This window comes from Streptomyces sp. NPDC002144, from assembly GCF_053593695.1.
Genome location: NZ_JBSFDB010000040.1, coordinates 28,130 through 52,473, shown reverse-complemented (window position 1 = coordinate 52,473; position 24,344 = coordinate 28,130). Strand labels below are relative to the sequence as shown.

Annotated in this window: 23 protein-coding genes and 1 pseudogene; 14 read left to right on the top strand and 10 right to left on the bottom strand. The window is 69.1% G+C overall.

Going from position 1 to position 24,344, the window contains the following annotated elements:
* Positions 1-23 precede the first annotated feature (23 nt).
* Entirely contained in the window at positions 24-863 is an 840-nt protein-coding gene (locus tag ACWCQ1_RS39900) for a LysR family transcriptional regulator (protein WP_451028592.1), read from the top strand.
* Here the strand turns inward: ACWCQ1_RS39900 and ACWCQ1_RS39895 are convergent.
* Together ACWCQ1_RS39895 and ACWCQ1_RS39890 are read right to left on the bottom strand one after the other, a co-directional pair.
* Positions 826-989, bottom strand: a pseudogene (locus ACWCQ1_RS39895) (Tn3 family transposase); the annotation flags it as partial. The gene ACWCQ1_RS39900 and the pseudogene ACWCQ1_RS39895 sit on opposite strands and share 38 nt — an antisense overlap.
* Positions 986-1,651: a TetR/AcrR family transcriptional regulator gene (locus ACWCQ1_RS39890; protein WP_390700813.1), complete on the bottom strand. Its 666-nt coding sequence runs from the start codon at positions 1,649-1,651 to the stop codon at positions 986-988. The gene ACWCQ1_RS39890 and the pseudogene ACWCQ1_RS39895, both read right to left, overlap by 4 nt.
* 356 nt (positions 1,652-2,007) lie before the next feature.
* On the opposite strand from ACWCQ1_RS39890, the gene ACWCQ1_RS39885 reads away from it, so the two are divergent.
* The gene (locus ACWCQ1_RS39885) at positions 2,008-3,084 is read left to right on the top strand and encodes a lipocalin-like domain-containing protein (protein ID WP_451028591.1); all 1,077 of its coding nucleotides are present in this window, start codon (positions 2,008-2,010) and stop codon (positions 3,082-3,084) included.
* A gap of 194 nt (positions 3,085-3,278) precedes the next feature.
* Here ACWCQ1_RS39885 and ACWCQ1_RS39880 read toward each other — a convergent pair whose 3' ends face one another.
* Positions 3,279-4,076, bottom strand: a complete 798-nt coding sequence (locus tag ACWCQ1_RS39880; RefSeq protein ID WP_451028590.1) for an IclR family transcriptional regulator — start codon at positions 4,074-4,076, stop codon at positions 3,279-3,281.
* Between the two features lie 187 nt (positions 4,077-4,263).
* On the opposite strand from ACWCQ1_RS39880, the gene ACWCQ1_RS39875 reads away from it, so the two are divergent.
* The 6 genes from ACWCQ1_RS39875 (at position 4,264) to hmgA (ending at position 11,126) form a co-directional block, all read left to right on the top strand.
* Positions 4,264-5,283: a fumarylacetoacetate hydrolase family protein gene (locus ACWCQ1_RS39875; protein WP_390700816.1), complete on the top strand. Its 1,020-nt coding sequence runs from the start codon at positions 4,264-4,266 to the stop codon at positions 5,281-5,283.
* Positions 5,280-6,914: a bifunctional 3-(3-hydroxy-phenyl)propionate/3-hydroxycinnamic acid hydroxylase gene (locus ACWCQ1_RS39870; protein WP_390700817.1), complete on the top strand. Its 1,635-nt coding sequence runs from the start codon at positions 5,280-5,282 to the stop codon at positions 6,912-6,914. The genes ACWCQ1_RS39875 and ACWCQ1_RS39870 overlap by 4 nt, the downstream gene beginning before the upstream one ends.
* A 234-nt stretch (positions 6,915-7,148) precedes the next feature.
* Entirely contained in the window at positions 7,149-7,862 is a 714-nt protein-coding gene (locus ACWCQ1_RS39865) for a CoA transferase subunit A (RefSeq protein ID WP_390700818.1), read from the top strand.
* A 51-nt stretch (positions 7,863-7,913) separates the two neighbouring features.
* On the top strand, positions 7,914-8,567 hold the full coding sequence (locus ACWCQ1_RS39860) for a CoA transferase subunit B (protein ID WP_451028589.1): 654 nt from the start codon (positions 7,914-7,916) through the stop codon (positions 8,565-8,567).
* Positions 8,564-9,751 (top strand): acetyl-CoA acetyltransferase, encoded by a 1,188-nt coding sequence (locus ACWCQ1_RS39855; RefSeq protein ID WP_451028588.1) that lies wholly within the window; start codon positions 8,564-8,566, stop codon positions 9,749-9,751. Before ACWCQ1_RS39860 ends, ACWCQ1_RS39855 begins: the two co-directional genes overlap by 4 nt.
* A 37-nt stretch (positions 9,752-9,788) precedes the next feature.
* Complete coding sequence (hmgA, locus tag ACWCQ1_RS39850; protein ID WP_390700821.1) at positions 9,789-11,126, top strand: homogentisate 1,2-dioxygenase; 1,338 nt, start codon at positions 9,789-9,791, stop codon at positions 11,124-11,126.
* 69 nt (positions 11,127-11,195) lie between these two features.
* Here the strand turns inward: hmgA and ACWCQ1_RS39845 are convergent, their stop codons facing one another.
* Genes ACWCQ1_RS39845 through hpaH form a run of 3 tightly spaced genes read right to left on the bottom strand, consistent with a single transcriptional unit; the run spans position 11,196 to position 13,455 of the window.
* Positions 11,196-11,903: an RraA family protein gene (locus ACWCQ1_RS39845; RefSeq protein ID WP_390700822.1), complete on the bottom strand. Its 708-nt coding sequence runs from the start codon at positions 11,901-11,903 to the stop codon at positions 11,196-11,198.
* Positions 11,900-12,685, bottom strand: coding sequence for an HpcH/HpaI aldolase family protein (locus ACWCQ1_RS39840; protein WP_390700823.1), 786 nt, complete (start codon positions 12,683-12,685; stop codon positions 11,900-11,902). The genes ACWCQ1_RS39845 and ACWCQ1_RS39840 overlap by 4 nt, the downstream gene beginning before the upstream one ends.
* On the bottom strand, positions 12,670-13,455 hold the full coding sequence (hpaH, locus tag ACWCQ1_RS39835; protein ID WP_390700824.1) for a 2-oxo-hept-4-ene-1,7-dioate hydratase: 786 nt from the start codon (positions 13,453-13,455) through the stop codon (positions 12,670-12,672). The genes ACWCQ1_RS39840 and hpaH overlap by 16 nt, the downstream gene beginning before the upstream one ends.
* A gap of 125 nt (positions 13,456-13,580) precedes the next feature.
* Between hpaH and ACWCQ1_RS39830 the strand changes: the two genes are divergently transcribed.
* From ACWCQ1_RS39830 to ACWCQ1_RS39820, 3 genes are all read left to right on the top strand, one after another.
* Positions 13,581-14,351, top strand: coding sequence for a fumarylacetoacetate hydrolase family protein (locus ACWCQ1_RS39830; RefSeq protein WP_390700825.1), 771 nt, complete (start codon positions 13,581-13,583; stop codon positions 14,349-14,351).
* 59 nt (positions 14,352-14,410) lie between these two features.
* Positions 14,411-15,529, top strand: coding sequence for a DUF3500 domain-containing protein (locus ACWCQ1_RS39825; RefSeq protein WP_390700826.1), 1,119 nt, complete (start codon positions 14,411-14,413; stop codon positions 15,527-15,529).
* 86 nt (positions 15,530-15,615) lie between these two features.
* The gene (locus tag ACWCQ1_RS39820; protein ID WP_390700827.1) at positions 15,616-16,290 is read left to right on the top strand and encodes a GntR family transcriptional regulator; all 675 of its coding nucleotides are present in this window, start codon (positions 15,616-15,618) and stop codon (positions 16,288-16,290) included.
* Positions 16,291-16,299: 9 nt separating this feature from the next.
* Here the strand turns inward: ACWCQ1_RS39820 and ACWCQ1_RS39815 are convergent, their stop codons facing one another.
* The 4 genes from ACWCQ1_RS39815 to ACWCQ1_RS39800 all read right to left on the bottom strand — a co-directional run bounded on the left by ACWCQ1_RS39815 (position 16,300) and on the right by ACWCQ1_RS39800 (position 20,768).
* Entirely contained in the window at positions 16,300-17,115 is an 816-nt protein-coding gene (locus ACWCQ1_RS39815) for an HpcH/HpaI aldolase/citrate lyase family protein (protein WP_390700828.1), read from the bottom strand.
* Positions 17,112-17,981 (bottom strand): hypothetical protein, encoded by an 870-nt coding sequence (locus tag ACWCQ1_RS39810; protein WP_390700829.1) that lies wholly within the window; start codon positions 17,979-17,981, stop codon positions 17,112-17,114. Before ACWCQ1_RS39810 ends, ACWCQ1_RS39815 begins: the two co-directional genes overlap by 4 nt.
* 212 nt (positions 17,982-18,193) lie before the next feature.
* Positions 18,194-19,660 (bottom strand): aldehyde dehydrogenase, encoded by a 1,467-nt coding sequence (locus tag ACWCQ1_RS39805; RefSeq protein ID WP_390700830.1) that lies wholly within the window; start codon positions 19,658-19,660, stop codon positions 18,194-18,196.
* A 154-nt stretch (positions 19,661-19,814) separates the two neighbouring features.
* On the bottom strand, positions 19,815-20,768 hold the full coding sequence (locus ACWCQ1_RS39800; RefSeq protein WP_451028587.1) for a LysR family transcriptional regulator: 954 nt from the start codon (positions 20,766-20,768) through the stop codon (positions 19,815-19,817).
* 130 nt (positions 20,769-20,898) lie between these two features.
* On the opposite strand from ACWCQ1_RS39800, the gene ACWCQ1_RS39795 reads away from it, so the two are divergent.
* The 3 genes from ACWCQ1_RS39795 (at position 20,899) to ACWCQ1_RS39785 (ending at position 24,270) form a co-directional block, all read left to right on the top strand.
* On the top strand, positions 20,899-22,098 hold the full coding sequence (locus ACWCQ1_RS39795; protein WP_451028586.1) for a CaiB/BaiF CoA transferase family protein: 1,200 nt from the start codon (positions 20,899-20,901) through the stop codon (positions 22,096-22,098).
* A 43-nt stretch (positions 22,099-22,141) separates the two neighbouring features.
* Positions 22,142-23,314 (top strand): acyl-CoA dehydrogenase family protein, encoded by a 1,173-nt coding sequence (locus ACWCQ1_RS39790; RefSeq protein WP_451028585.1) that lies wholly within the window; start codon positions 22,142-22,144, stop codon positions 23,312-23,314.
* A gap of 131 nt (positions 23,315-23,445) precedes the next feature.
* Positions 23,446-24,270, top strand: a complete 825-nt coding sequence (locus ACWCQ1_RS39785; protein ID WP_390700834.1) for an alpha/beta fold hydrolase — start codon at positions 23,446-23,448, stop codon at positions 24,268-24,270.
* Positions 24,271-24,344 lie beyond the last annotated feature (74 nt).

The following is a 24,344-nucleotide window of genomic DNA, read 5'->3' as shown; positions in this document are numbered from 1 at the left end:
CCCACCGAAGCTACTGTGCGGGCATGGACATACGCGAGCTGCGGTACTTCGTCGCCGTCGCCGAGGAACTGCACTTCGGCAAGGCCGCCGAGCGTCTGGAGATGGCCCAGCCACCCCTGTCCCGTGCGATCGCCCGGCTGGAAGGACAGCTCGGGGTCGTGCTGCTGGAGCGCACCAGCCGCAAGGTCACGCTCACCGAGGCCGGGGCCGTGCTGTTGTCCGAGGGGCGCGCGATCCTCAGCGCGGTGGCTGCCGCTGAGCGGCGCACCCAGGACGCTGCGCGGAGGCGTCCCCGCTTGGTCCTTGCCGTCAAAACCGGCACCGCCGACTTGTTGTTGGCCAAACTGCTCGATGCCTACAGCGCGGAGCCCGGCGCAGCGACCGTCGACCTGTTGCTCTGTGAGGCGCATGAGCAACAGAAGCTGCTGCAGGACGGGCAGGCCGACGTGGCTCTGCTGCATCTGCCATTCGACTCGGCGGTCGGACTCGACACCGAGACCCTGCACACCGAGGGACAGGTGGCGATCCTGCCCGCCTCTCACCCACTTGCCGGCCGCCGCGAGATCCGGGTGGCCGAGGTCACCGCCTTGCCGGAACTCCCGATGGCTCGCTGGCCCGGTCCTGGCGGCAGCTATCCGGAGGGACCAGGGGCAGAAGTGCGGAACCTGACACAGCTCTTCCAGCTCATCGCGCTCGGCCGCACCACCGTGATCATCCCCGAGTCAGCCGGCACCGACCTGCGCCGGGACCTCGCCGCCGTGCCGGTCTCTGACGCCCCGCCGGTGACGACAGTGATCGCTTGGCCGCCGCACAGCCGACTTCGCGCAGTCGCCGACCTGGTCCGCGTGGCATCACGTCTTTGACTGGCCGGCCGGGAGCATCGGACTTGGCGATCCGCCCGTACTCCATGAACGCCTGGCCCAGCGGGGTCGGGCGGCCCTCGCGGCCGAACATCCGCAGCCGTCGTAAGCCCGGACCTGGCCGGTCACGGGCGCTGTGCGTCACCCGGGACCAGTAGGCCGTCCACCACCAGTCCGGCCAGGGCCTCCGCCTTGGCGAGACGGTCCGCCAGCGTCAGGTGCTCGTCGCGGCTCATGCGCCGGGCGAGCGGCTCCTGCACCAGTCCTGACACCGGAGTGATGATGGCGAAGAACACCACGTCCATCGGGATCTGTGCCATGCGCCCGGATGCCATCAGCCTCTCGATACTGGGCGCGACGAGGGCCAGCGTCGGCTCGATGTAGCGCTGGTAGAGGTAGTCCAGCCGCTCGGTGTCCCGTGCGGATTCATCCGCCATCAACATGGCGAGGTGCGGTTCGCCGATCGTGGTGCGGTAGAACTCCCTGACGAACTGCCGCACCACGTCCTCGTCGTCGCTCCCGGGGGGAGCAGGCGCCATGCGGGTGAGCTGAGCCCCGAGTGCGGCGTCCACCACCGCACGCCAGTAGGCCGCCTTGGAACCGTAGCGGTCGTTGATGAAGGTGGGGCCGACCCCGAGACGGCGAGCGAACTCCCGCGCCGACGCCCGGTCGTACCCCAGCTCCGCGAACGCCTCCAGGCCCCGCAGCAGCACGTCTGGCTCCCCGGGCACCGCGGCGGAATCCGCGCTGGGACGGCCCGGGCGTCGCGTGGTGGTCGGCTTGCCTCCCACGTGTCCTCCTCAGTCGGCTGTGCGGGCGTGTGCCCGTCAGTCGGCCCAGCGTAGCCGCCCCGATCCGCGCATCCGAGCATCGTCCCAGGCCAGCACCTGTCCCGGAGCTGATGCAGCGGTCCCTGCCCGGGGCACCGGTTTGACACGGGCCCCACAACAGGTAATCCTACAGGTGTTGGATATTTCTTCGGGTGGCCGGCGCGGCGCCCCGAGGACAGGCGCCGCCCACCATCGGGTGGGCGTTCATCGGCATTGCAGGTTTCCTTCCACCCACAACCGCATCCATCGAGAGTACGAAACAGTTTCGTACATAGATCTCGCGCAAACCGTGCAGGACATCCGTACAAGGAGCCATCATGCGCAAGACCACCATCGGCGGGGCCGCCGTCGCCTCCGCCCTGATCGCCTCGTTCGCCCTCGCCTCGGGAGGAACGGCCACCGCGAGCACCGCCGCCGGCCCGGCCGCGGCGCACGGCACCGCCTCCGGACAGGGGCTGAGGCAGACCGGTCTGCCGGTCGCCGTCGACCCCTCCGCCGGCCTCACCGCCAACCCCGACCAGGTCAACGAGTCCTGGTATGTGACCGCGCACGTGACCGCGGGAGGTCACCGGTACGGATTCCTGGCCCACTATCTGAGCGCTGGTGACGCCAAGCAGGGCCGCGCCGCCTCAGCTGTGTCGATCACCGACGAGGACACCGGCTGGTACACCAGGTCGGAGGCCACCCTCCCGCCCCGGGCGGGCCTGTCCGACAAGCAGGGCGTGGACATCCACACCGACAACATCACCTGGACCGGCGACACCAAGGAACAGAAGCTGCGCGCCAAGGTCCCCGAGGGAACCATCGACGTCACCTTCCGCCCCCAGGGCAACGTCCTCTACAACATGGGCACCGGCTACTTCCCCATGTTCGGCGACGCGAAGTACCCGAACTACGAGTACGCGCTCCCCACCATGGACACCTCCGGCACGCTGACCCTCAAGGGCCACACCGAGAAGGTCCGCGGGGAGTCCTGGCTGGACCGCCAGTGGGGCCCCCTTCCCAACGTCGCCGAGGGCGAGGCCTCATGGGGCTGGATGAACCTCAACCTGTCCAACGACGACAAGATCAGCCTCTGGAAGACGAAGGACAGCAAGGAGAACACCTGGGCGACTGTCTTGAAGCCCGACGGCACGCAGACCGTCGCCGAGGCGACCCTCACACCTGACGAGTCCACCCTCTGGACCAGCCCGACCACCGGCAAGAGCTACCCCACGCGCTGGAAGGTCACCATCCCGGGCGAGCACGCCAAGCTGAACGTCAAGACCTACGCCGACGACCAGGAACTGGTGATCACCGGGCCCCGCTACGAAGGCGGCGCCGCCATCACCGGCACCTACGACCACCGCCCGGTCACCGGCACCACCTACATCGAGGTCGCCCCCTCGAAGTAGCCGTGACCTCCTTCTGACCGCACGAGCCAGGTCGTCGGTGTTCTCGGCGTCGCCCCATAGGGGCGGCGCCGAGCCGTTCCGGGGGCGTCGGCAGCAGAAGTCCGCAGCGTCCGGTGTCCCTGGTGGCCCGCCGCCTCACCGGTGAGGCCACCGGTGATCTGCTTTCCACGCGTGGGGGACGTGGTCCGACGAGGTCACCATCCCCTGCTTCGCGTCACTCGTGCTCCGTGTGCGAAGAGTCGCGTCTGGATGTGGCCGACCGCGCGTCCCACGGCGTCGGCCACCTCCCGTACCCGGGCCGTCGGCATGCGACTGATCGGTGCCGCGACGCCGACACTGCCGACCGGTTGCCCGAACAGGTCGAGGATCGGCACGCCCACCCCGGCGACACCGGCCGTGATCTGGTTCTCGATGTAGGCGAAGCCCTGGCGTCGGGTCCGGGCGATGAGGTCGTCGAGAGTCTGCTCGGTGATCCCCCAGTCCTGCTCGACCGGCTCCACGACGTCGCGCAGCACGTCGTCGCGTTCCGGCTGCTCGATGGCCGCGAGGATGGCGAGACCGGCGGCGCCCACACCGAGCGGACGGCGGCTGCCGATGCGCAGGGTGACGACCTGAATCGGCGCCGGGCCGCTTTCGACTTCCAGACAGACCGCTTCCGACCCGCTGCGCATCATGAGGAAGACGGTGTCACCCAATTCGGTCGCCAGCGTGATCAGGGCGGGGCGGCTCCGGCCGCGGATGTCGAACTGCTGGGCGGCGGCGACGCCGAGCTCGAAGGCGAGCGGTCCGAGGGAGTACATGCCGTCGGGTGCGTCCTGGTGCACCAGATGAGCTTCGCGGAGCTGGCTCAGGACCCGGTGGGCGGACGAGTGGGGCAGGCCGCATCGCTCGGCGATCTGGGTCAGCGCGAGACCACCGGGCCCGGCGCTCGCGAGAGCCTTCAGTACGACGACTCCACGCTTGAGCGAGCCCACGGCTCCTGTCTGCGGCATGGTCCGGATAGTGGATCGCTTCGCCATCCGAAGTCAAGAGCAGTCATGCCACAGGGCAGTGACCGCGCGAAAGAGGGGCAGAAGTGCCTTTCGATGTCTTTCCGATAAGCGGAAACCGCTCCTGACAGCCGCGCGACCCGTCTCTTCAATGGGACGCGAAGCCGACCGACTGGGGAAGGACCGCACAGTGAAGCTGGGCAGTTTGGTTGAAGGAGGCCGTGACGGCACTCTCGTCGTCCTCGATCGCACACTGACCCGTGCCGTACCGGCGACCGGGATCGCGTCGACGCTCCAGGCCGCGCTCGAGAACTGGGCCGAGGTGGAGGAGCCGCTGCGGAAGCTGAGCGAGGCCCTCGACGGGGACGGCGTCACCGACGCCCTGCGCGTCGCCGACCTCGAGATGGCAAGCCCGCTCCCCAGGAGCCACCAGTTCCTCGACGGCTCCGGCTACCTCGACCACATGCGCAAGGCACGTGCCGCCCGCGGGGCGGAAATGCCGCCGAACTGGGAGACGGAGCCCCTGATGTACCAGGGCCTGTCCGACCGTTTCCTCAAGGCCCGGGACGAGATGGTGATCCCCGACGAGGATCTCGGTCTCGACTACGAGGCCGAGATCGCGGTCGTACTCGACGACGTCCCGATGGGCACCACCGTCGAGGAGGCGGCGGCCCACATCAAGCTGTTCGTCCTGCTCAACGACTACACGCTGCGGACCCTGACGCAGAGCGAGCTCCCCAAGGGCTTCGGCTTCCTCCAGGCGAAGCCGACCAGCGGGTTCGCCCTCGCGGCGGTGACCCCCGACGAGCTCGCCGAGCGGTGGGACGGTGAGCGGATCCACCTGCGGGTGCGGACCAGCCGCAACGGATCGATCGTCGGCGAACCCGACTCGGGCACCGGCATGTACTTCACCTACCCGCAGTTCATCGCCCACGCCGCTCGCACGCGCGACCTCGCCGCCGGCACCATCCTCGGCGCGGGCGCGGTCTCCAACGAGGGCGCCGAGAGCGGACACGGATGCCTCGCCGAGGTGCGCATCTGGGAGACCGCGACCTACGGCGACGTACGCACGCCTTGGCTCCTTCATGGCGACGTACTCGAAATGGAGGCCTTCTCCGACGGAGATTCGGTCTTCGGCCCGCTCGAACACCGCATCACGGCGCTGAACAAGCTGAACAAGACGGGCGAGCCCGCGGGCGACCAGCGATGAAGCGGTACGACGCGGTGATCGCGGGCATGGGCCCGACCGGGGTCACTCTCGCCAACCTCCTCGCGCGCAGAGGGTGGAGGGTCCTCATCGCGGACCCCGCACACGAGGTCTACCCACTGCCCCGGGCGATCACCGCCGATCACGAGGTGATGAGAACGTTCCAGGCCATCGGCATCGCCGATGAGGTCGCCCAGGAGTGCATCCCGCATCCGGGATCGGACTACCTCGGTGTCGACGGCGGGCTCATCAAGACGTTCTACCCGGCTCCGCCTCCCAACCCGCTGGGCTGGGAAGCCAACTTCCTCTTCTACCAGCCGCGGCTCGAAGCCCGGTTGAGGCGGGAGCTGGAGCGCTACCCGAACGTCGAACAACGACCGGGGACCTCGCTCGTCGACGCGGCCGAGAACACGGACTCCGTCGTGGTCGTCCTGGAGCGCGACGGAGCGACGGAGCGCGTCGAGGCGGAGTTCCTGATCGGGTGCGACGGCGCGAGGAGCCGCACGCGCTCACTCGTCGAGCCCACGATCACCGATCTCGACTTCGACGAGTGGTGGGTGATCGTCGACACCAACCTCGTCGCCGACACCGACCTTCCCTCCAGGGCCACCCAGTACTGTCAGCCGTCCCGGCCGGGCACCTTCATCATCGGACCCGGCTCGCTCCGGCGCTGGGAGATCAAGCTGCTCCCGTCGGAATACCCCCAGGACTTCAAAGACCACGCCGTGGTGAGAAGGGTCCTGTCCCATTTCGTCGATGTCGACGCTCTGGAGATCGCACGGGTCGCCGTCTACCGGTTCCATGCCCTGGTCGTCGACAACTGGCGGCGCGGACGCATCCTGCTCGCCGGCGACGCGGCCCATCAGATGCCGCCCTTCCTCGGGCAGGGAATGTGCGCCGGAATCCGGGACGCGGCCGGACTCGCCTGGAAACTCGACGCCGTCGCCAAGCGCGGCTGGCCGGAACACGTGCTGGACACCTACGAGGCCGAGATGCGGGTGCATGTGCGCGAAGTCGTCGCGCTCGCCAAGGAGTTCGGAAAGATCATCGGCGAGCTCGACCCGGACCGCGCGAGGGCTCGGGACGCCCGGCTCCGCGAGGCACGCCGGCTGCGTCCGGACCCCACACGGCAGCAGGTCATCCCGCCGCTGTCGGCGGGGCTGATCGCGTCGCCGCCGAACGTGGCGGCGGGCACCCAGTTCCCTCAGCCGTGGGTGCGGGACGCGAGCGGTGACCGGGTCCGCCTCGACGAGGTACTGGGCGACTGGTTCGCCGTCGTGCGCATCGAGAACGCCGACGAACCCGCGGCCGACGCCGAAGACGAGTCCAGGCAGTTCTTCGAGAGCGTGTGCCGAGCACTCGGTGCCCGACACGTGGCCGTCAGGAGACCGACCGATCACGAGAACGGCCGTACGACGACCAGGGCGGCGGACACGGCGGACGCGGAGGTCGTCGACCTCGACGGCACTCTCGTGGGCTGGGCCTCCCGGCTCGGCATCTCATGGGCGGTCGTCCGGCCGGACCGTTACGTCTACGGCACGGCCGACTCTCAAGGCGCGGTCCTCGGGCTCATGGAGGAGCTATGCCTGCGGGGAGAGGTGCTCGCGTCCGAGCCGGTCGTCGATCGGCACTGAGCGCTCCGCTGGAAGAGCGGTGACAAATCCGCGGGCCGGCGGGGGCTGGTCGCTCCCCCACTCTCGGCTTCGCTCGAGCGGGGACCCCCATCGCGGCGGAGCCGCATATCGATACAGCCCCGCGCCCCTTACGGGGGCGGTACCGCTGAGACGTCTCCCCCTTCGCCCAAGCCGATCCGCAACTCCCCCGTCCCCTCCCGCCCTGCCGACGAACCGGCCGTGAAAGGAACCGACATGGCTGTCATCAACCCCACCGCCACCGAGGCGCTGCACGAACTGCTGTCCGACGGGATGACCCTGGCCGTAGGCGGGTTCGGCCTGAGCGGCATCCCCGACGACCTGATCGCGGCGGTCCGCGCGTCCGGCGTCCGGGATCTCACCGTCATCTCCAACAACATGGGCGTGGACGGGATCGGCCTCGGTGTCCTCATCGAGGGCGGTCAGGTCCGCAAGGTCATCGCCTCCTACGTGGGTGAGAACAAGCTGTTCGCGCAGCAGTACCTCGACGGAGTGCTCGAGGTGGAGTTCAACCCGCAGGGCACCCTGGCCGAACGGCTCCGCGCGGGCGGCGCCGGGATCCCCGCCTTCTACACCCGCACCGGGGTGGGCACCGAGGTCGCGGCGGGCAAGAAGACCGAGGTCTTCGACGGAGTCGAGTACGTCCTCGAACGCGGCCTGGTCGCCGACCTCGCGCTGGTGCGCGCCCACCGCGCGGACACCGCCGGCAACCTCGTCTACCGCTACACCGCCCGCAACTTCAACCCGGTCGTGGCGACGGCCGGCCGGGTCACCGTGGCCGAGGTCGACGAGATCGTCGACGAAGGCGCCATCCATCCCGACCACGTGGTCACGCCGAGCATCTACGTGCAGCGCGTCGTACGGACGTCGAGCCGGGTCAAGCACATCGAGCAGCGCACCACGCGGCAGCGGACCGAGACATCCGCGTGAGCGTCTGCCCCGCAGGTACGAAGAGCCGCGTTATGGAGAAGAGGAGCAGTCATGACATGGTCGCGTGACGAGATGGCCGCCATCGCCGCCTCCGAACTGAGAGACGGCGCCTACGTCAACCTCGGCATCGGCATCCCCACCCTGGTCGCCAACCATCTCCCCGAGGGCGTGAAGGTCACCCTCCAGAGCGAGAACGGCCTTCTGGGCATGGGCCCGTTCCCGTATGAGGGGGACGAGGACGCCGACTTGATCAACGCGGGCAAGCAGACCGTGACCGTGCTGCCCGGCGGCAGCATCTTCGACTCGGCGGCCTCCTTCGCGATGATCCGCGGCGGGCACGTCGACCTCACGATCCTCGGCGCCATGCAGGTGTCGGGCTCCGGAGACCTCGCCAACTGGAGCATCCCGGGATCCGTCGTCAAGGGCATGGGCGGGGCCATGGACCTCGTCGCGGGGGCGCGCCGCGTGATCACCCTGACGACCCACATCGCCAAGGACGGCTCCCCCAAGATCGTCCGCAAGTGCACCCTCCCGCTGACCGGTGTCGGCGTCGTGGACCGTGTCATCACCGACCTCGCCGTCTTCGACGTCGTCGAGGGCGGTCTGCTGCTGGCCCGGACCGCGCCCGGGGTGACGGTCGACGACCTCCGTGACGTCACCGAGGCGGAGTTCACCGTCGGCTCGGCGTACGGGGCGGCGGCATGACTCTCGCCCAGACCTTCGGAACCGACATCGTCATCTCCGGTTGGGGGCACACGCGCTTCGGTTCATTGCGCGACCAGTCCCTCGAAGACCTCGTCACCGCCGTCGCCCGTGACGCGATCGTCTCGGCGGGAATCGACGCCGGGGACGTCGACGAGATCTGGTTCGGCCAGTTCAACTCGGGCCTGTGGCCACTGGCCTTCGCCTCGTCCCTCGCCCTCCAGATCTCCGACGACCTGTTCGGCGTACCCGCCACCCGGGTCGAGAACGCCTGTGCCTCCGGCTCGGCGGCCGTCCACGGCGGCGTCAGGTCCCTGCTCGCGGGCACCGCCCGGACCGTCCTGGTGATCGGCGCCGAGAAGATGTCCCACGCCCCGGCGGAGCAGGTCGGCGCCGCCCTGCTCGGGGCCGACTACGAGCTCGCCGGCCAGGAGTCCCGCACCGGTTTCGCCGGGCTGTTCGCCAGGGTCGCCGAGGCCTATCAGGAGCGTTACGGCGACCTGGGCGACGTACTCGGGCAGATCGCGGCGAAGAACCACGGCAATGGGCTGGCCAATCCGTGGGCTCACCTCCACAAGGAGCTCACCCCCGAGTTCTGCGCGACGACCTCGCCCAAGAACCCTGTCGTCGCCGGTCCGTTGCGGCGCACCGACTGCTCCCCGGTCTCCGACGGCGCGGCGGCGCTCGTCCTCACGACCAGGCCGAGCGGCGGCGCGGCCCAGAGCCCGGTCCGGCTGATCGGCTTCGGCCAGGCGAACGACTTCCTGCCCGTCGGCAAACGCGACCCGGTCGAGTTCGCCGGCAGCGCCGCCGCCTGGAACCGCGCGAAAGGCATGGCCGGCGTGGAACTCGGTGACCTCGACCTGATCGAGCTGCACGACTGCTTCACGATCGCCGAGCTGGTGATGTACGAGGTGCTCGGCATCGCACCCCGGGGGAAGGGGCGCGTCGCGCTCGACGAGGGCACCGTGTTCCGGGGCGGCAGCCTGCCGGTGAACCTCTCGGGCGGGTTGAAGAGCAAGGGCCACCCGGTCGGCGCCACCGGGGTCTCCCAGCACGTGATGGCCGCGATGCAACTGTCCGGCACCGCCGGTGACATGCAGCTGCCGGGAGCCCGTCGCGCCGCCGTGCACAACATGGGCGGGCTCGCGGTGGCCAACTACGTCAGCGTCCTGGAGGCGACCTGAGCCCGTCCCAGGTCCCCAACACCCAACGGAGTTACTCATGACCACAGTTGACAGGTCACTCACCGACATCACCGGACCGGCTTCCGCGCGCGACCTCGCGTATCTCTCGGGTTTCGGCAACCAGCACGTCACCGAAGCCGTCCCGGGGGCCCTGCCGCAGGGCCGCAACAGCCCGCAGAAGGCACCGCTGGGGCTCTACTCCGAGCAGCTGAGCGGCACTTCGTTCACCGCGCCGCGCCAGGACAACCTGCGTACGTGGGTCTACCGCATCCGGCCGTCCGCGAAGCACTCCCCGTTCCGGCAGGTCGACGCCGGCAACCTGACCGCGAGCCCGATCGCGAACGCCGCCCCTGCCCCCAACCGCCTGCGGTGGGACCCTTACGAATTCCCCGCCGAGCCGAAGACGTTCGTCGAGTCGCTGTTCACCATCGGCGGCAACGGCGATGTGCGCGCGCAGACGGGTGTGGCCATCCACATGTACGCCGCGGCCAGGTCGATGGACCGCGAGTACTTCGTCAACAGCGACGGCGAGATGCTCATCGTCCCGCAGCAGGGCGGTCTGCGCGTCGCCACGGAGCTCGGCGTCCTCGCCGTCTCCCCCGGCGAGATCCTGGTCATCCCCCGCGGCCTCCGCTTCAAGGTGGAGCTGCCCGACGGTGTGGCCCGTGGATACACCATGGAGAACTACGGCCAGATCTTCAGGTTGCCCGAACTCGGCCCGATCGGTGCCAACGGCCTGGCCAACCACCGGGACTTCCTGTACCCGACAGCGGCCTACGAGGAACGGGACGAGGAGGTACAGGTCTTCAACAAGTACCTCGGCAACCTGTGGGTCTCCGACTACGACCACTCCCCCCTCGACGTCGTCGGCTGGCACGGCAGCCTCGCGCCCTACAAGTACGACCTGAGCAACTTCATGGTCATCGGCACGATCTCCTTCGACCACCCGGACCCGTCGATCTACACCGTGCTGACCTCACCCAGCGGAATCCCCGGAACGGCGAACGCCGACTTCGCGATCTTCCCGGACCGCTGGCTCGTCGCCGAGAACACCTTCCGTCCGCCGTGGTTCCACCGCAATGTCATGAGCGAGTTCGTGGGGCTGGTGCACGGCACCTACGACGCGAAGGCCGAGGGCTTCCTCCCCGGCGGCGCCAGCCTGCACAACTGCTTCGCCTCGCACGGTCCCGACCGTGAGACCTACGAGACCGCCAGCACGGCGGAGCTCAAGCCGCGCAAGATCGACAACGGTCTCACGTTCCTCTTCGAGACCCGACTCCCTGTCATCCCGACCGCCGCCGCCCTGGCGCTGCCGACGCTCCAGGACGACTACGACGCGGTCTGGGACGGCCTCCAGCGCCACTTCGAGGGCTGACCCCGCCGTACGACACATCTTCCGGCCCGCCATGGAGTGCGGGCCGGAAGCGTGTGTCCTACGGCATCGTCAGTGGCTTTCGCGCCACCTGTCGAAGTCCTCTTTCCAGCGCCCCGTTGGAGGGAACAGTCCCTCGACCGGATTCCCCTCCGCGATCCGCTCCGCCACCCAGGCGTCCTGCTTCTCCTGGTCGGCCGCGGCGGCGGCCACCTCTTCGACGAGGTGTGCCGGGATGACGACGACACCGTCGTCGTCTCCGACCACGATGTCCCCGGGCTGGACCGCCACTCCCCCGCACGTGATCGTCGTGTCCCTCTCCCAGGGGACATGGCGCCGGCCGAGGACCGCGGGGTGAACCGACTGGGTGAAGGTCGGAATGCCTACGGCAGCGACGGCGGCCGAGTCCCGAACGCCACCGTCGGTGACGATCCCGGCAGCGCCGAGCGCCTTCGCGCGCAGGGCGAGGACATCGCCGAACGTCCCCGTGGAGGGATCCTGGCGTGCCTCGATCACCAGCACGTCGTCGGCCTGGAGATCGTCGAAGGCCTGTTTCTGGGCGTTGTAACCGGATCCGTACTCAGTGGAGAGGTCGGGCCGGTAGGCGACGAAGCGGAGCGTTCGTGCAGGGCCGACGAGCTTGCTGCCCGGCAAGCGGGAGTGAACGCCGTCGATCGACATGTCCGGGTAGCCTCTCCGGCGCAGTTCCGCGCTGATGGTGGCGACGGCTGTGTGCAGCAACTTGTCCCGCACTTCGGCGTGCAACGCGGTGCCCTTCACGGCGTGCCTCCTCCCATGTAGGCGGACATCAACCGCTCACTGCCCCGCGCCAGCAGGTCGACGTCGGCGCCGACGAGGATGAAGTCGGCGCCCGCTTCGATATAGCGCTGGGCGAGGGCGGGGGCGAACGCGTTCACCCCGACCTTCCTTCCCGCACGCCTCGCAGCCGTGATGCAGGTGGTGACGGCGTGGATGACATCCGGGTGATCCTGTTGGCCCAACAACCCCATGGATGCCGCCAGATCGGACGGGCCGACGAAGACGCCGTCGATGCCGGGCGTGGTGGCGATCTCCGCGATGTTCTTCACCGCGGTGCCGGACTCGACCTGCACATACACCGAGAGCGTTTCCCGGGCCTGTCCCAGGTAGTCCGGCACCCGGTTCCAGCGCGACCCGCGGGCCAGCGCACTGCCGACGCCCCGGATCCCCTCCGGCGGATAGGTGACGGCTCGTGCCACTTCCCTGGCCTGCGCACTGTCGTCGATCATCGGAATCAGCAGGTTCTGGACGCCGAGGTCGAGATACTGCTTGATCGTGACCGGGTCGGCGCTGGGGGGCCGTACCACCGGGGTGATCGGGTAGGCGTGGGTGGCCTGCAACTGGCCCTGCAGCGTCATGAGGTCGCCTGGACTGTGCTCTGTGTCGATGAGCAGCCAGTCCAGGCCGCTGCCGGCACAGATCTCGGCGACCAGGGCACTGCCGCTGCACACCCACATCCCGATCAGTGTCCGGTCCGCCTCGGCCAGCACCGAAGCGAAGGGCGGGTCTAGACGAAGCGGCATGTGACCGCCCCCAGGTTTCCGTAGTCGGCGTGGATCGTGTCACCGCGCTCGACCCACAGGGGACGGGTGAAGGATCCCGAGAGGACGATGTGACCGGCGCTGAGTGTGGTGCCGTGATGGAACAGCTTGTTCGCCAGCCACGCGACTCCATTGGCAGGGTTGTTGAGCACCCCGGCGGCGAGACCGGTCTCCTCGATGGTCTGGTTGCGGTAGAGGAGCGCGCCGACACGCCGCAGGTCGATGTCGCCGACGGGCACGGGACGACCACCGATCACCATGGCTCCCATGGCCGCGTTGTCGCTGATCGTGTCGACAATGGTTCGTCCGGCGAGCTCGATGTGGGAGTTGAGGATCTCGAGCGCCGGTACGACGTACTGGGTTGCGGCAAGAACGTCGAAGACCGTGCAGCGCGGTCCTGTGAGGGGCCGACTCAGCACGAAGGCCAGCTCGACTTCGATGCGCACGTTGGAGAAGGCGTCGTGCGGGATGTCGGCACCGCTCTCCAGCACCATGTCGTCGAAGATGACGCCGTAGTCGGGCTCGGTGATGCCGGTGGCCTCCTGCATCGCCCGGGACGTCAGGCCGATCTTGTGTCCGACGACGGTGTGGCCTTCCTCTTCACGCCGCCGCGACCACAGCCCCTGCACGGCGTAGGCGTCCTCGATCGTCATTCCCGGGTTGCGGGCCGCCAGCAGTGGCACCACCTTGCGGTTGTGACCCGCTTTGGCCAACTCGTCGGCGATCTCCTCGATGCGTGCGTGTTCGAGCATGTACCCTCCCAGCCAATCGTGAGCTAAAATCATATACGATTACAGCTATGAAACCATGCATGATAGTGCGCGGAGCGGCTCCACCGGCCCACTCCCGGTGGCTGTGACGGCGAAAGGACGCTCTGGTGATCAACCCACTCCACGATCGACCTTCGAAGATGGTGGCCGTCCACCTCAACTACCGAAGTCGCGCCGATCAGCGCGGCAGGACGCCCGCGTTCCCGTCGTACTTCCTCAAGGCGCCTTCCACCCTGGCGCCCTCCGATTCCGTGCTCGGCGTACCCGCCGACTGTGAACTCCTCGCCTTCGAGGGAGAGATCGCCCTCGTCATCGGAGCCGAGGCGCACCGCGTCAGCCGGGAGACCGCGTGGCGACACGTCGGCGGGGTGACGGCGGCGAACGACTTCGGCCTGTACGACCTGCGCTATGCCGACCCCGGGTCGAACGTCCACTCCAAGGGCCTCGACGGCTGCACCCCGATCGGCCCGGCGGTCCTGGACGCGGCCCGGCTCGACCCTTCGAGCCTGCACCTCCGGACCTACGTGAACGGCCGGCTGGAGCAGGACGCGCGAGTCGCGGACGACATGATCTTCGACTTCGCCTATGTGATCGCGGATCTGTCACGGTTCATGACGCTCCAGCCGGGTGACGTGATCCTGACCGGCACACCAGCCGGCTCCTCCGTCGCACAGCCGGGGGACGTGGTCGAGGTCGAAGTGTCCGGCACACAAGTGAACGGACTTCGCACGTCGACCGGCCGCCTGCGCACGTCGATCGCCAAGGACGACTACCGCGTCGGACCGCTGCTGCCGGCTCCACAGGCCGACGCGGCCGCGAAGGAGGCGGCGTACGGGCACCCCGCCCCTCAGGCCACGGACGGCGCCCCGCGCGCGTAGCCGCCGCCCGACGGCCGGGTCGACAATGTCCCAACCCAGGAAGCTGAGGAACTGACCAGGTGAATGCGCCATACGAGGCCCCCGAGACCATCAAGCGGATGCTGTTCTCCACGTGGGCGCTCTTGAACTCACTGACGCCCGATCAGCGTGCCATCGCTTCGTACCCCATGTCCGATCCCCGGCGCCTCGACTGGGACTTCATCCCGAAGCCCGACCGCACAGGGATCGCGATGTCGGCGCTGCACGGGCACCAACGAACCCTGGCCCAGCACCTGTTGGCTTCGGGCCTGAGCACACGGGGCTACAGCCAGGCGCTGCAGATCATGGCCATGGAGAACATGCTGCGCGAGAAGGAGGTCCATGAGCGCGGCCTCGGCGTCATCGCGGGTGACTTCCGCGATCCCGACAACTACTCCTTCTCGTTCTTCGGCCGCCCCGGCTTCGAGGACACATGGGGCTGGAGAGTCCTCGGTCATCACCTCTCCCTGAGCTACACGATCATCGGCCAGCGCTACCTGACGGTCACACCGTGCAACATGGGTGCGCAGCCGGTTCCCTCGGGCGTCTTCCACCCGCTCAGGGACGACGAGGAACTCGCCTTCGAACTGCTGCACGGCATGTCGGACGTCCACCGCAAGGCGGCGGTGATCCACGACGTGGCGCCCGCCGACTACGTCACCCGGCAGGTGCCCCGCGTCGGCCGTGTCGAGCTGCCCGACCACGTCGACCTGGGCATTCCGAGCTACCGCATCTCGGACGCGGACCGGGAGGCGCTCAAGTTCGAGGCCGACCGGCCGCGCGGGGTGGCCGCGTGCGACCTGGACAGCCGGGGGGCCGCGTTGGTCAGGCACCTCATCCGGACCTACGTCGGCCGCGTCCCCGACGAACTGGCCGACACCTATCTGCGCACGCTCGACGGTACGAACGACGACAAGATCTTCTTCTGTTGGGCGGGCGGGACCGAGCACGGAACGTCGCACTACTACCGGATCCAGACCGATACGTTGCTCATCGAGTTCGACAACGCGATCGACAGCGGCAACCACATCCACTCGGTCTGGCGGGACTACCACAACGACCTGGGACACACGTTGCTGATCGACCATTACGAACAGCGGAAGGACAGCGATCACCATCTGTCCCGCCGGACTCGCTCCACCGTGCCCGCAGAGGAATGACATGCTGAGGAACGCCGGTCCCCCGCCTGCCAGCCGGCTGTGCCCCTTGTACGTTCCAGACCAGACCCACCGGCGAGGATGAACCGATGCCTTCCCCCGATGCACAGACGACTCGGCTGTCGAAGTCACAGCTGGTGTATCGCGCACTTCGCGAGCGCATCATGGACGGCACCTACAGCCCGGGATACCGCCTGGTCCTCGAACAACTGGCGCGCGAGTTCTCGGTCAGCGCCGTCCCGGTACGCGAAGCGGTACGGCTCCTGGAAGCCGAGGGCCACGTCACCTTCGAGCGGAACGTCGGCGCCCGGGTCGCGATCGACGAGACGAAGTACGAGACGGCGGCGGAAGCGCTGGCGGTGGTCGACGGTGCCGCCGTCGGGCTCAGCGGTCCGCACCTCACCGAGGACGACCTCCAGGCGGCCCGCGAGGTGAACGAGAAGATGCGCCGGAGCCGCGAATCCTTCGACCCGGTCGGCTTCGCCAGGCTGAACGGCGAGTTCCACGCCATCCTGCGCAGCAGATGCCCGAACACCGACCTGCTGACCATGGTCGACCGGCAGCTGCAACTCCTCGACCGGATCAGAAGGTCCCCCTTCGACTTCGTACCGGCACGCTCGCTCCAATCGGTCGAGGAGCACGAGGAGTTGCTCGCGCTCATCGAACGGGGTGCGGAACCGGACGAGGTCGAGCGCTACGCGCGGCAGCACCGGCTGAACACCTTGCAGGCGTTCATCGAGCAGCGCAGGCAAAACGCCGAGTGAGCGCGCGCCCTACGCGCGGGCGGCGAGTGCCAGGAGGCGCCGCGCGCGTTCCAGGACGGGCCTGTCGACCATCTGGCCGCCGACCGTGGTGACGGAGTCCCCGGCCTGGACCACGGCGCGGGCCCAGTCCAGTTCGTCTGCGGTGGGGGCGAATCCGTCGGTCACGTACGAGAGTTGGTACGGGTGGACGCAGAGCTTGCCCGTGAAGCCCAGGCGTCGGGCGTGGGCGATGTCCGAGCCGAGCGCTTCCCCGTCCCGTACGGCGGTGGTGACGCCGTCGATCGGCGGGCTGATGCCCGAGGCGGCCGAGGCGAGGACGAGGCTGGAGCGGGCGTAGGCCAGTGCCGTGTGGTCATCGTGGGCGACGCCGAGCTGGGCGGCGAGGTCGACGTTGCCGAAGGCCGCCCGGACGACACCGGGTGCGGCGCACACCTCGCGGGCCCGCTGGACGCCGAGGGCCGTCTCGATGAGCGGCACGAGGGCGCACCGTCCGGCCGTACGGTCGGCGAGTTCGGTGAGCACCGTCGGATCCTCGGCCTTGGGCACCATCACCGGGAAGCCGTGGTCGGCGGCCACGGCGAGGTCACTCTCGGACCAGGGGGTGCCGGGCGGGTTGATGCGTACGACCGCCTGGTTGCCGAGGGCGAGCCAGGCGGCGGTATTGTCCCGGGCGCGAACCTTGTCCTCGGGGGCGACGGCGTCCTCCAGGTCGACGATGACCAGGTCGGCACCGGAGGAAGCCGCCTTGTCGAAGCGGTCGGGCCGGTGTCCCGGGACGAACAGCAGGCTGGTCGCGATGGCGATCCGGTCGTGGGGCGCGGTCATGCGAAGGTCACCTCGGCCGTGGCGTGCCGGTCTTCCCGGTGGGTGGCGATGTACAGTTCGGCGCCGCCGCCCGCGGGCGTGCCGCAGGCGATGAGGTGTTCGCCGGCGAACACCGGCCGCCGGAGCCGGTAGGACAGCGAGCGCACGGGCCGGTCGGGGGCATGGCGTCGGGGCAGTTCGAGCATGAGCAGGGCGAGCAGGGGGCCGTGGACGACGACTCCGGGGTAGCCCTCCTCGTCCCGGCAGTACGGGGCGTCGTAGTGGATGCGGTGGGCGTTCGCGGTCAGGGCGCTGAACCGGAACAGCAGGGCGGGACCCGGGCGCAGCGGAAGCTGCCACGGGCGGTCGGGGTGGGGAACGGCGGATTCGTCGAGGGCGGCCGGGTGCTGTCCCGCCGTGCGCCCGGACCGGTAGACGATGTCCTGTTCCTCCACCAGGCAGACCAGGCCGTGCTGACGGAACTCACGGCGTTCGGTGACGAACAGCATCTCTCCGGTGCGGCCCTGCTTGGCGGTCACCGCGCCGAGGCTGCCGGTCCGCTCGGCCGGCTCCCCCAGGAGCAGCGGCCGGACGATCTCGCAGCGGCCGCCCGCCCACATGCGCTGCCGCTGCGGGACGGGCGGCAGGAAGTGGCCGTCGCGGGGGTGGCCGTCGGGGCCGAGATCCCGCCCGGCGGGCCAGCTGAGGAAGTACAGCCAGTGCCACAGCGCGGGAAGCGGATCCCCGGCCTTCGCGACCGGGTCGGGCAGGTCCAGGACCGCCGAGAGGGCGGCCACCGGCCCGGTGGGCAGGGGGTCCTCGTCGGTGACCGGCCCGGGAGTCCAGGACTCCACGTATGAGTCGAGTGGGGGCGGAGTGGGCTGCATCGTCCTGCTGTCCTTGTGTCCCGGTGTCCTGCTGGCCTTGAGTCCTTCTGGCCTTCTGGCCTTCTGGCCTTCTGGCCTTCTGGCCTTCTGGCCTTCTGGCCTTCTGGCCTTGTGGCCTTGTGGCCTTGTGGCCTTGTGTCCCTCTGTCCCTCTGGTCCTTGTGTCGTTCTGTCTTTCTGTCCCTCTGTCTTTGTCGGCCGCCGCAGGTTCTCTCAGCGCAGGACGAAGGGGTTGCCCGTGGGGGCGCCGGTGTTGATCCAGACGGACTTGTCCTCCAGGTAGGAGGTGATGGCGCCGATGCCGTTCTCGCGGCCGATGCCGGAGTCCTTGAAGCCGCCGAAGGGAGCCAGGTAGCTGACCGCGCGGTAGGTGTTGACCCAGACGGTGCCGGAGCGGATGCGGTCGGCCATGCGGAAGGCGCGGGAGATGTCGCTCGTCCACACGCCGGCGCCGAGGCCGTAGCGGCTGTCGTTGGCGATCTCCACTGCCTCGTCCTCGTCCTTGAAGGGGATGACGGACAGGACGGGGCCGAAGATCTCTTCCTGCGCGATGCGCATGCCGTTGCTCACGCCGGTGAAGACGGTGGGTTCGACGAACCAGCCGCCACGCTCGGCGGCCTTGCCGCCGAGGACGAGCCGGGCGCCCTCCTGCCGGGCGATGCCGATGTAGTCGAGGACCTTGGCGTACTGGGCGGGGGTGGTGATGGGGCCGACCTGGGTGGCCTCGTCCATGGGATCGCCCATGCGCGCGGTACGCGCCAACTCCACGAGCCTGCCCACGACTTCGTCGTGCACATCCTCCTGCACCAGCAGCCGGGAGCCGGCGATGCAGGTCTGTCCGGTGGCGGCGAAGATGCCGGAGACGGCGCCGTTGACCGCGGCGTCGAGATCGGCGTCGGCACAGACGATGTTGGGGGACTTGCCGCCGAGTTCGAGGCTGACGTGCTTGAAGTCGCGGGCCGCGGCCTCGTTGATACGACGGCCCGTGGCGTCCGAGCCGGTGAAGCTGACCTTGCGGACCAGCGGGTGCTCGACGAGTGCGGCGCCCACGTCCTGGCCGAAACCGGTGACGACGTTGAACACACCCGGCGGCAGCCCCGCCTCGTGGAAGACCCGGGCCAGTTCGAGAGTGGAGGCGGAGGTGAACTCCGACGGTTTCACTACCACCGTGCAGCCCGCGGCGAGGGCCGGAGCAACCTTCCAGGCCAGCAGCAGGAGCGGGGAGTTCCAGGGCGTGATGACGGCGACGACCCCGACCGGCTCCTTCTTCGTGAAGGCGAAGTAGCCCTTCTTGTCCAGCGGCGGGACGGTGCCCTCGACCTTGTCGGCGAGTCCGCCGTAGTAGTGGAACCACTGGGGGACGTAGGCGACTTGCCCGTGCATCTCCGTGAACAGCTTGCCGTTGTCACGGACTTCGAGCTCGGCCAGGTGCCGGGCGTTCGCGGCGATGGCGTCGCCGAGCCGGCTCAGCAGGGCGCCACGGGCGCTGGCGGTCAGCTCGGCCCAGGGGCCGGTGTACAGGGCGTGATGGGCGGCGCGGACCGCGTCGTCGACGTCCAGGGCTGTGCCCTTGGCGATCTCGGCCCACGGGGTGCCCAGGTAGGGGTTGTCCGTGGGAAACCACTCACCGCCGGCGGCCTCGCGGCTCTCCCCGTCGATGAACAACTCGTAGCGCTGCATGGAAGGGGGATCCCGTCAGCTAGAGGTCGGCTCTCATCACTCCCCATCATGAGTGCTGATGGACAGGGTTGGACAATAGAAAGCTGTGATGTCCGCATGCGTCGCGTGCATGTATGCGGAGCCTCTCCGCATGGGCACCCTGAACCTGGGCGAGTCACTCTCCCGCGGCAGGGGCGTCGTCTTGCTGGACCTGGGCCGAGGGCCATCTGCCCTGAGTCACCGCGGAGTTGATCCGGCGGACCAGCTCCCGTGCGACGACCTCCACGGCGGGCGGGGTGCGCCGGAACCGCGGCGTGCCGAGGACGACGGAGCGCCACACGTCGGGCTCACTCAGCGGCGCGGCGCTCAGCGTGCCCCGCGCGACGTCCTCGGCGATGCCCACGCCGGGCAGGACGGTCCAGCCGTGCCCCGCCTGGACGAGCTGCTTCTGCACCCGCATGGAGTTGGTCTGCGCGGCGACGTCGATGGCGGCCCCGGACCGCACCGCGGCCGCGTCGATCAGCCGGCGCAGCGCGTGCCCCGAGGTGGGCATGACGAGCCGGTGCTTCGCCGCCTCCGGAAACGGCACGGGCTGGTCGGCCCGGAGGCGGGCCGACGGGGGCGCGACCGCCCACAACCGTTCCCGCAGCAGCGGATGCGCGCTGAGGGAGGGTGTGCTGTCCAGGTTGTAGAGCAGGGTCAGGTCGAGGTCCCCGTCGTCGAGCCACTGCTGCAGATGACCGGAGTAGGCCGTCATCAGGCGGAGTTCGACGCCGGGGTGGTCACGGGCGACCGCGGTCACGAGCGGCTCGGCCAGCAGGTCGCTGGTGCTCTCCAGCAGCCCGACGGTGACGATGCCGGTCACCACGCCCGGGGTCGGCTGCACCTCGGCGCGGGCCCGCTCCAGCTCGTTCAGGGCGCGCCGGGCCCGGTCGACCATGATCGCCCCGGCCTCGGTGGGCCGCATGCCCGTCCTGGTCCGTTCGAAGAGGGGGGTGCCCAGTTCCTGCTCCAGGGTGCGGATCTGCCGGGTCACCGCGGGCTGCACCAGGTGCAGCAACTCCGCGGCGCGCGTGACGCTGCGCACCTCGGCGACCGTGACGATCGCCTTGAGCTGCTTGAGGTCCAAGACGTTCTTCCTTCCCCCGCCATCCGAGGTACGCATGGTGGTATGCCGTATTGGTATTTCACCTACGTCGTCATGAGTGTTCATGATGGCACTAACGGCACGGGATCCACACCCTCCTGGAGGTCACCTCATGACCGCGCTCCCGGCAGCACCGCCCCTCTCCGGCATCACCGTCGTCAGCGTCGAACAGGCGGTGGCCGCCCCCTTCGCCACCCGTCAGCTGGCCGACCTCGGCGCACGGGTGATCAAGGTGGAGCGGCCCGGCGGGGGTGACTTCGCCCGTCGGTACGACACCACGGTGCACGGCGAGTCCAGCTACTTCGTGTGGCTCAACCGCTCCAAGGAGTCGGTGACGCTCGACCTGAAGACGGACGCCGGCCGCGCGATCCTGGAGCAACTCCTCGCCGGCGCCGATGTGTTCGTACAGAACCTGGCCCCGGGCGCGGCCGTCCGGATGGGCCTGGGCGCCGAGGCCCTCGCCGAGCGCTTCCCCTCCCTCGTCCCGTGCTCGATCTCCGGCTACGGCTCGACCGGGCCGTGGTCCGACCGCAAGGCGTACGACCTGCTGGTGCAGTGCCAGACCGGGCTGGTCTCCCTCACGGGCAACGAACACGGGGGCGCCCGGGTCGGGGTGTCGATCGCCGACATCGCGGCCGGCATGTACGCCTACTCGGGCATCCTCACCGCCCTGTTCACCCGGGCCACCACGGGTGTCGCCCGGGCCGTGGAGGTCTCGCTGTTCGAGGCGCTGGCCGAGTGGGTGAGCCAACCCGCCTACTACACCCGTTACGGCGGCACCCAGCCCCCACGCCTGGGCACCCAGCACGCCACCATCGCACCCTACGGCGCCTTCACCGCCGCCGACGGCAGGGCCGTGCTGTTCTCCGTCCAGAACGAGCGCGAATGGGCCGCCCTGTGCGAGCGGTTCCTGGGCCGGCCCGGGCTCGTCACGGATCCGCGCTTCGCCACGGGCTCGGCCCGGGTGGCGCACCGCGAGCAGTTGAACGCGCTCGTGGCCGAGCGGTTCGGTGAACTGGACAGCGACGAGGTGACGAAGCTGCTGGACGCGGCGGGCATCGCCAACGCCAGCGTGAACGACATGACCGACTTCCTGGCACACCCGGTGCTCAGCGGCCGGGACCGCTGGCGGGACGTACCGATTCCCGGCGGAGCCGCGGTGTCCGCGCTGCTGCCGCCGGTGGATCTGGCCGGAACGGCCCCACGCATGGACGCCGTCCCCGCCGCCGGGCAGCACACCGACGCCATCCTGGCCGGCCTGGGATACGGCCCGGCCGACATCGAGGGCCTGAAGGCCGAGCACGACATCTGAACCGCCCTTCGTCACCCGTCACTTCAGCAAGGAGCACCGCCGCATGGGCACCCTGGACCTCCTGTCCGAGGACGAACAGCTCGTCGTCCGTACCGTGCACGACTTCGTCGACAAGGAAGTGAAGCCCGTCGTCCGGGAGTTGGAGCATGCCAACACCTACCCCGAGGCCCTCATCGAGCAGATGAAGACCCTCGGGATCTTCGGCCTCGCCGTCCCCGAGGAGTACGGCGGCACCCCGGTCTCCACCCCCTGTTACGTCCTGATCACCGAAGAGCTGGCCCGTGGCTGGATGAGCCTGGCCGGCGCGATGGGCGGCCACACCGTGGTCGCCAAGCTGCTGCTGCACTTCGGCACCGAGGAGCAGAAGCGCCGGTACCTGCCGAGGATGGCCACCGGCGAGATCCGCGCGACCATGGCCCTGACCGAACCGGGCGGCGGCTCGGACCTGCAGGCCCTGCGCACCGTCGCCCGCAAGGACGCCGACGGCGGATACGTGGTCGACGGGGCGAAGACCTGGATCACCAACTCGCAGCGCTCCGGGCTCATCGCCCTGCTGTGCAAGACCGACCCGGACGCCACTCCGGCGCACAGGGGCATCTCGATCCTGCTCGTGGAGCACGGCCCGGGCCTGACCGTCTCGCGTGATCTGCCCAAGCTCGGCTACAAGGGCGTGGAGAGCTGCGAGTTGTCCTTCGAGGACCACCGGGCGCCGGCCGACGCGCTGCTCGGCGGCGTGGAGGGCAAGGGCTTCGCGCAGATGATGAAGGGCCTGGAGACCGGCCGCCTTCAGGTCGCCGCCCGCGCGCTCGGGGTCGGCCGTGCGGCGCTGGAGGACGCCCTCGCCTACGCCCAGGAACGCGAGTCGTTCGGCAAGCCGATCTGGCAGCACCAGTCCATCGGCAACTACCTGGCCGACATGGCGACTTCACTGACCGCGGCGCGGCAGCTCACCCTGTACGCGGCACGGGAGGCGGACGAGGGCCGCCGTGTGGACATGGAGGCGGGCATGGCCAAGCTCTTCGCCTCCGAGACCGCGATGCAGATCGCGCTCAACGCCGTCCGCATCCACGGCGGTTACGGCTACTCCACCGAGTTCGACGTCGAACGGTACTTCCGCGACGCCCCGTTGATGATCGTCGGCGAGGGCACGAACGAGATCCAGCGCAACGTCATCGCGAGCCAGCTCGTCAAGCGCGGAGGACTGGACGGCGGCTGACGCGATAAAGTCTTGACACATCAGATTCAAATTGAAATATTTACGTAAGGCCATTTAAACATGTTTCAATGGCCGCGAGGCCTCACGAGCAGGATCACCCAGCTTCCCCTGTGATCGAAAGTTGGCCCCCCATGACATCTGCATCCGCAAAGTACGGCTCCGCCTTCACCGAAGGTGTCGCCCAAGCCGACGGTCACCCCATCCGCTACTTCCGCGCCGGCGCCGGCGACACTCTCGTCGTCATCCACAGCGCCGTCGGCCTCCGCTTCTCCCCCTTGCTGGACCGCCTCGCCGAGCAGTACGACGTCATCCTCTTCGCACTGCCCGGATGGGGCGACGAGCCCGACGGCGGCCGCGGCCGCAACTTCGGCGAACTGGCCGACACCGTCTACCAGGCGACCCAGGACCTCGGACTGAAAAGCTTCCACCTGCTCGGAACCACGCTCGGCGGCAACGTCGCCCTGAACATCGCCCTCGATCACCCGGAACGGGTGGCCTCACTGGTCCTCGAGGCACCCAGCACCTTCCAAGAAGGTGTCGACCCTTCGGCACAGGCGGACCTCACACCCGAGGAAGCCCTGCGCTTGGTTCGCGTCCACCCCGAGCGGGAGCCGGTCTTCGTACCGCCCCACCCCGACTCCCAGGCTCGGATGTTCGCGCTGATCTCCAGGCTCGACGGAGCGAACCCCGACCACGCGAAGCAGATCACCGAACGTCTGCCGGAGAGTTCCGTTCGCACGCTGGTGGCGTTCGGCGAGCAGGACGGCTTGATACCGCCCCAGAACGGACGCACTTTCGCCCGTCTCATGCCCGACTGCAGCTTCGTCCTCCTTCACGACGCCGCACACGACCTGCAGGGCGACCGCGCCGAGGATCTGGCCGCCCTCATCGCGGACTTCCTCGCTCACGGACCGGACTTCCAGCTTCCCCAGGACGCCACCCTCGTCACCCCGTGAGTCACGCCATAGCGCCATGAAAGTGGGCGGGGGGGGGGCGGAAACACGCCCACACCCCCCCAAAGGGGGGAAGC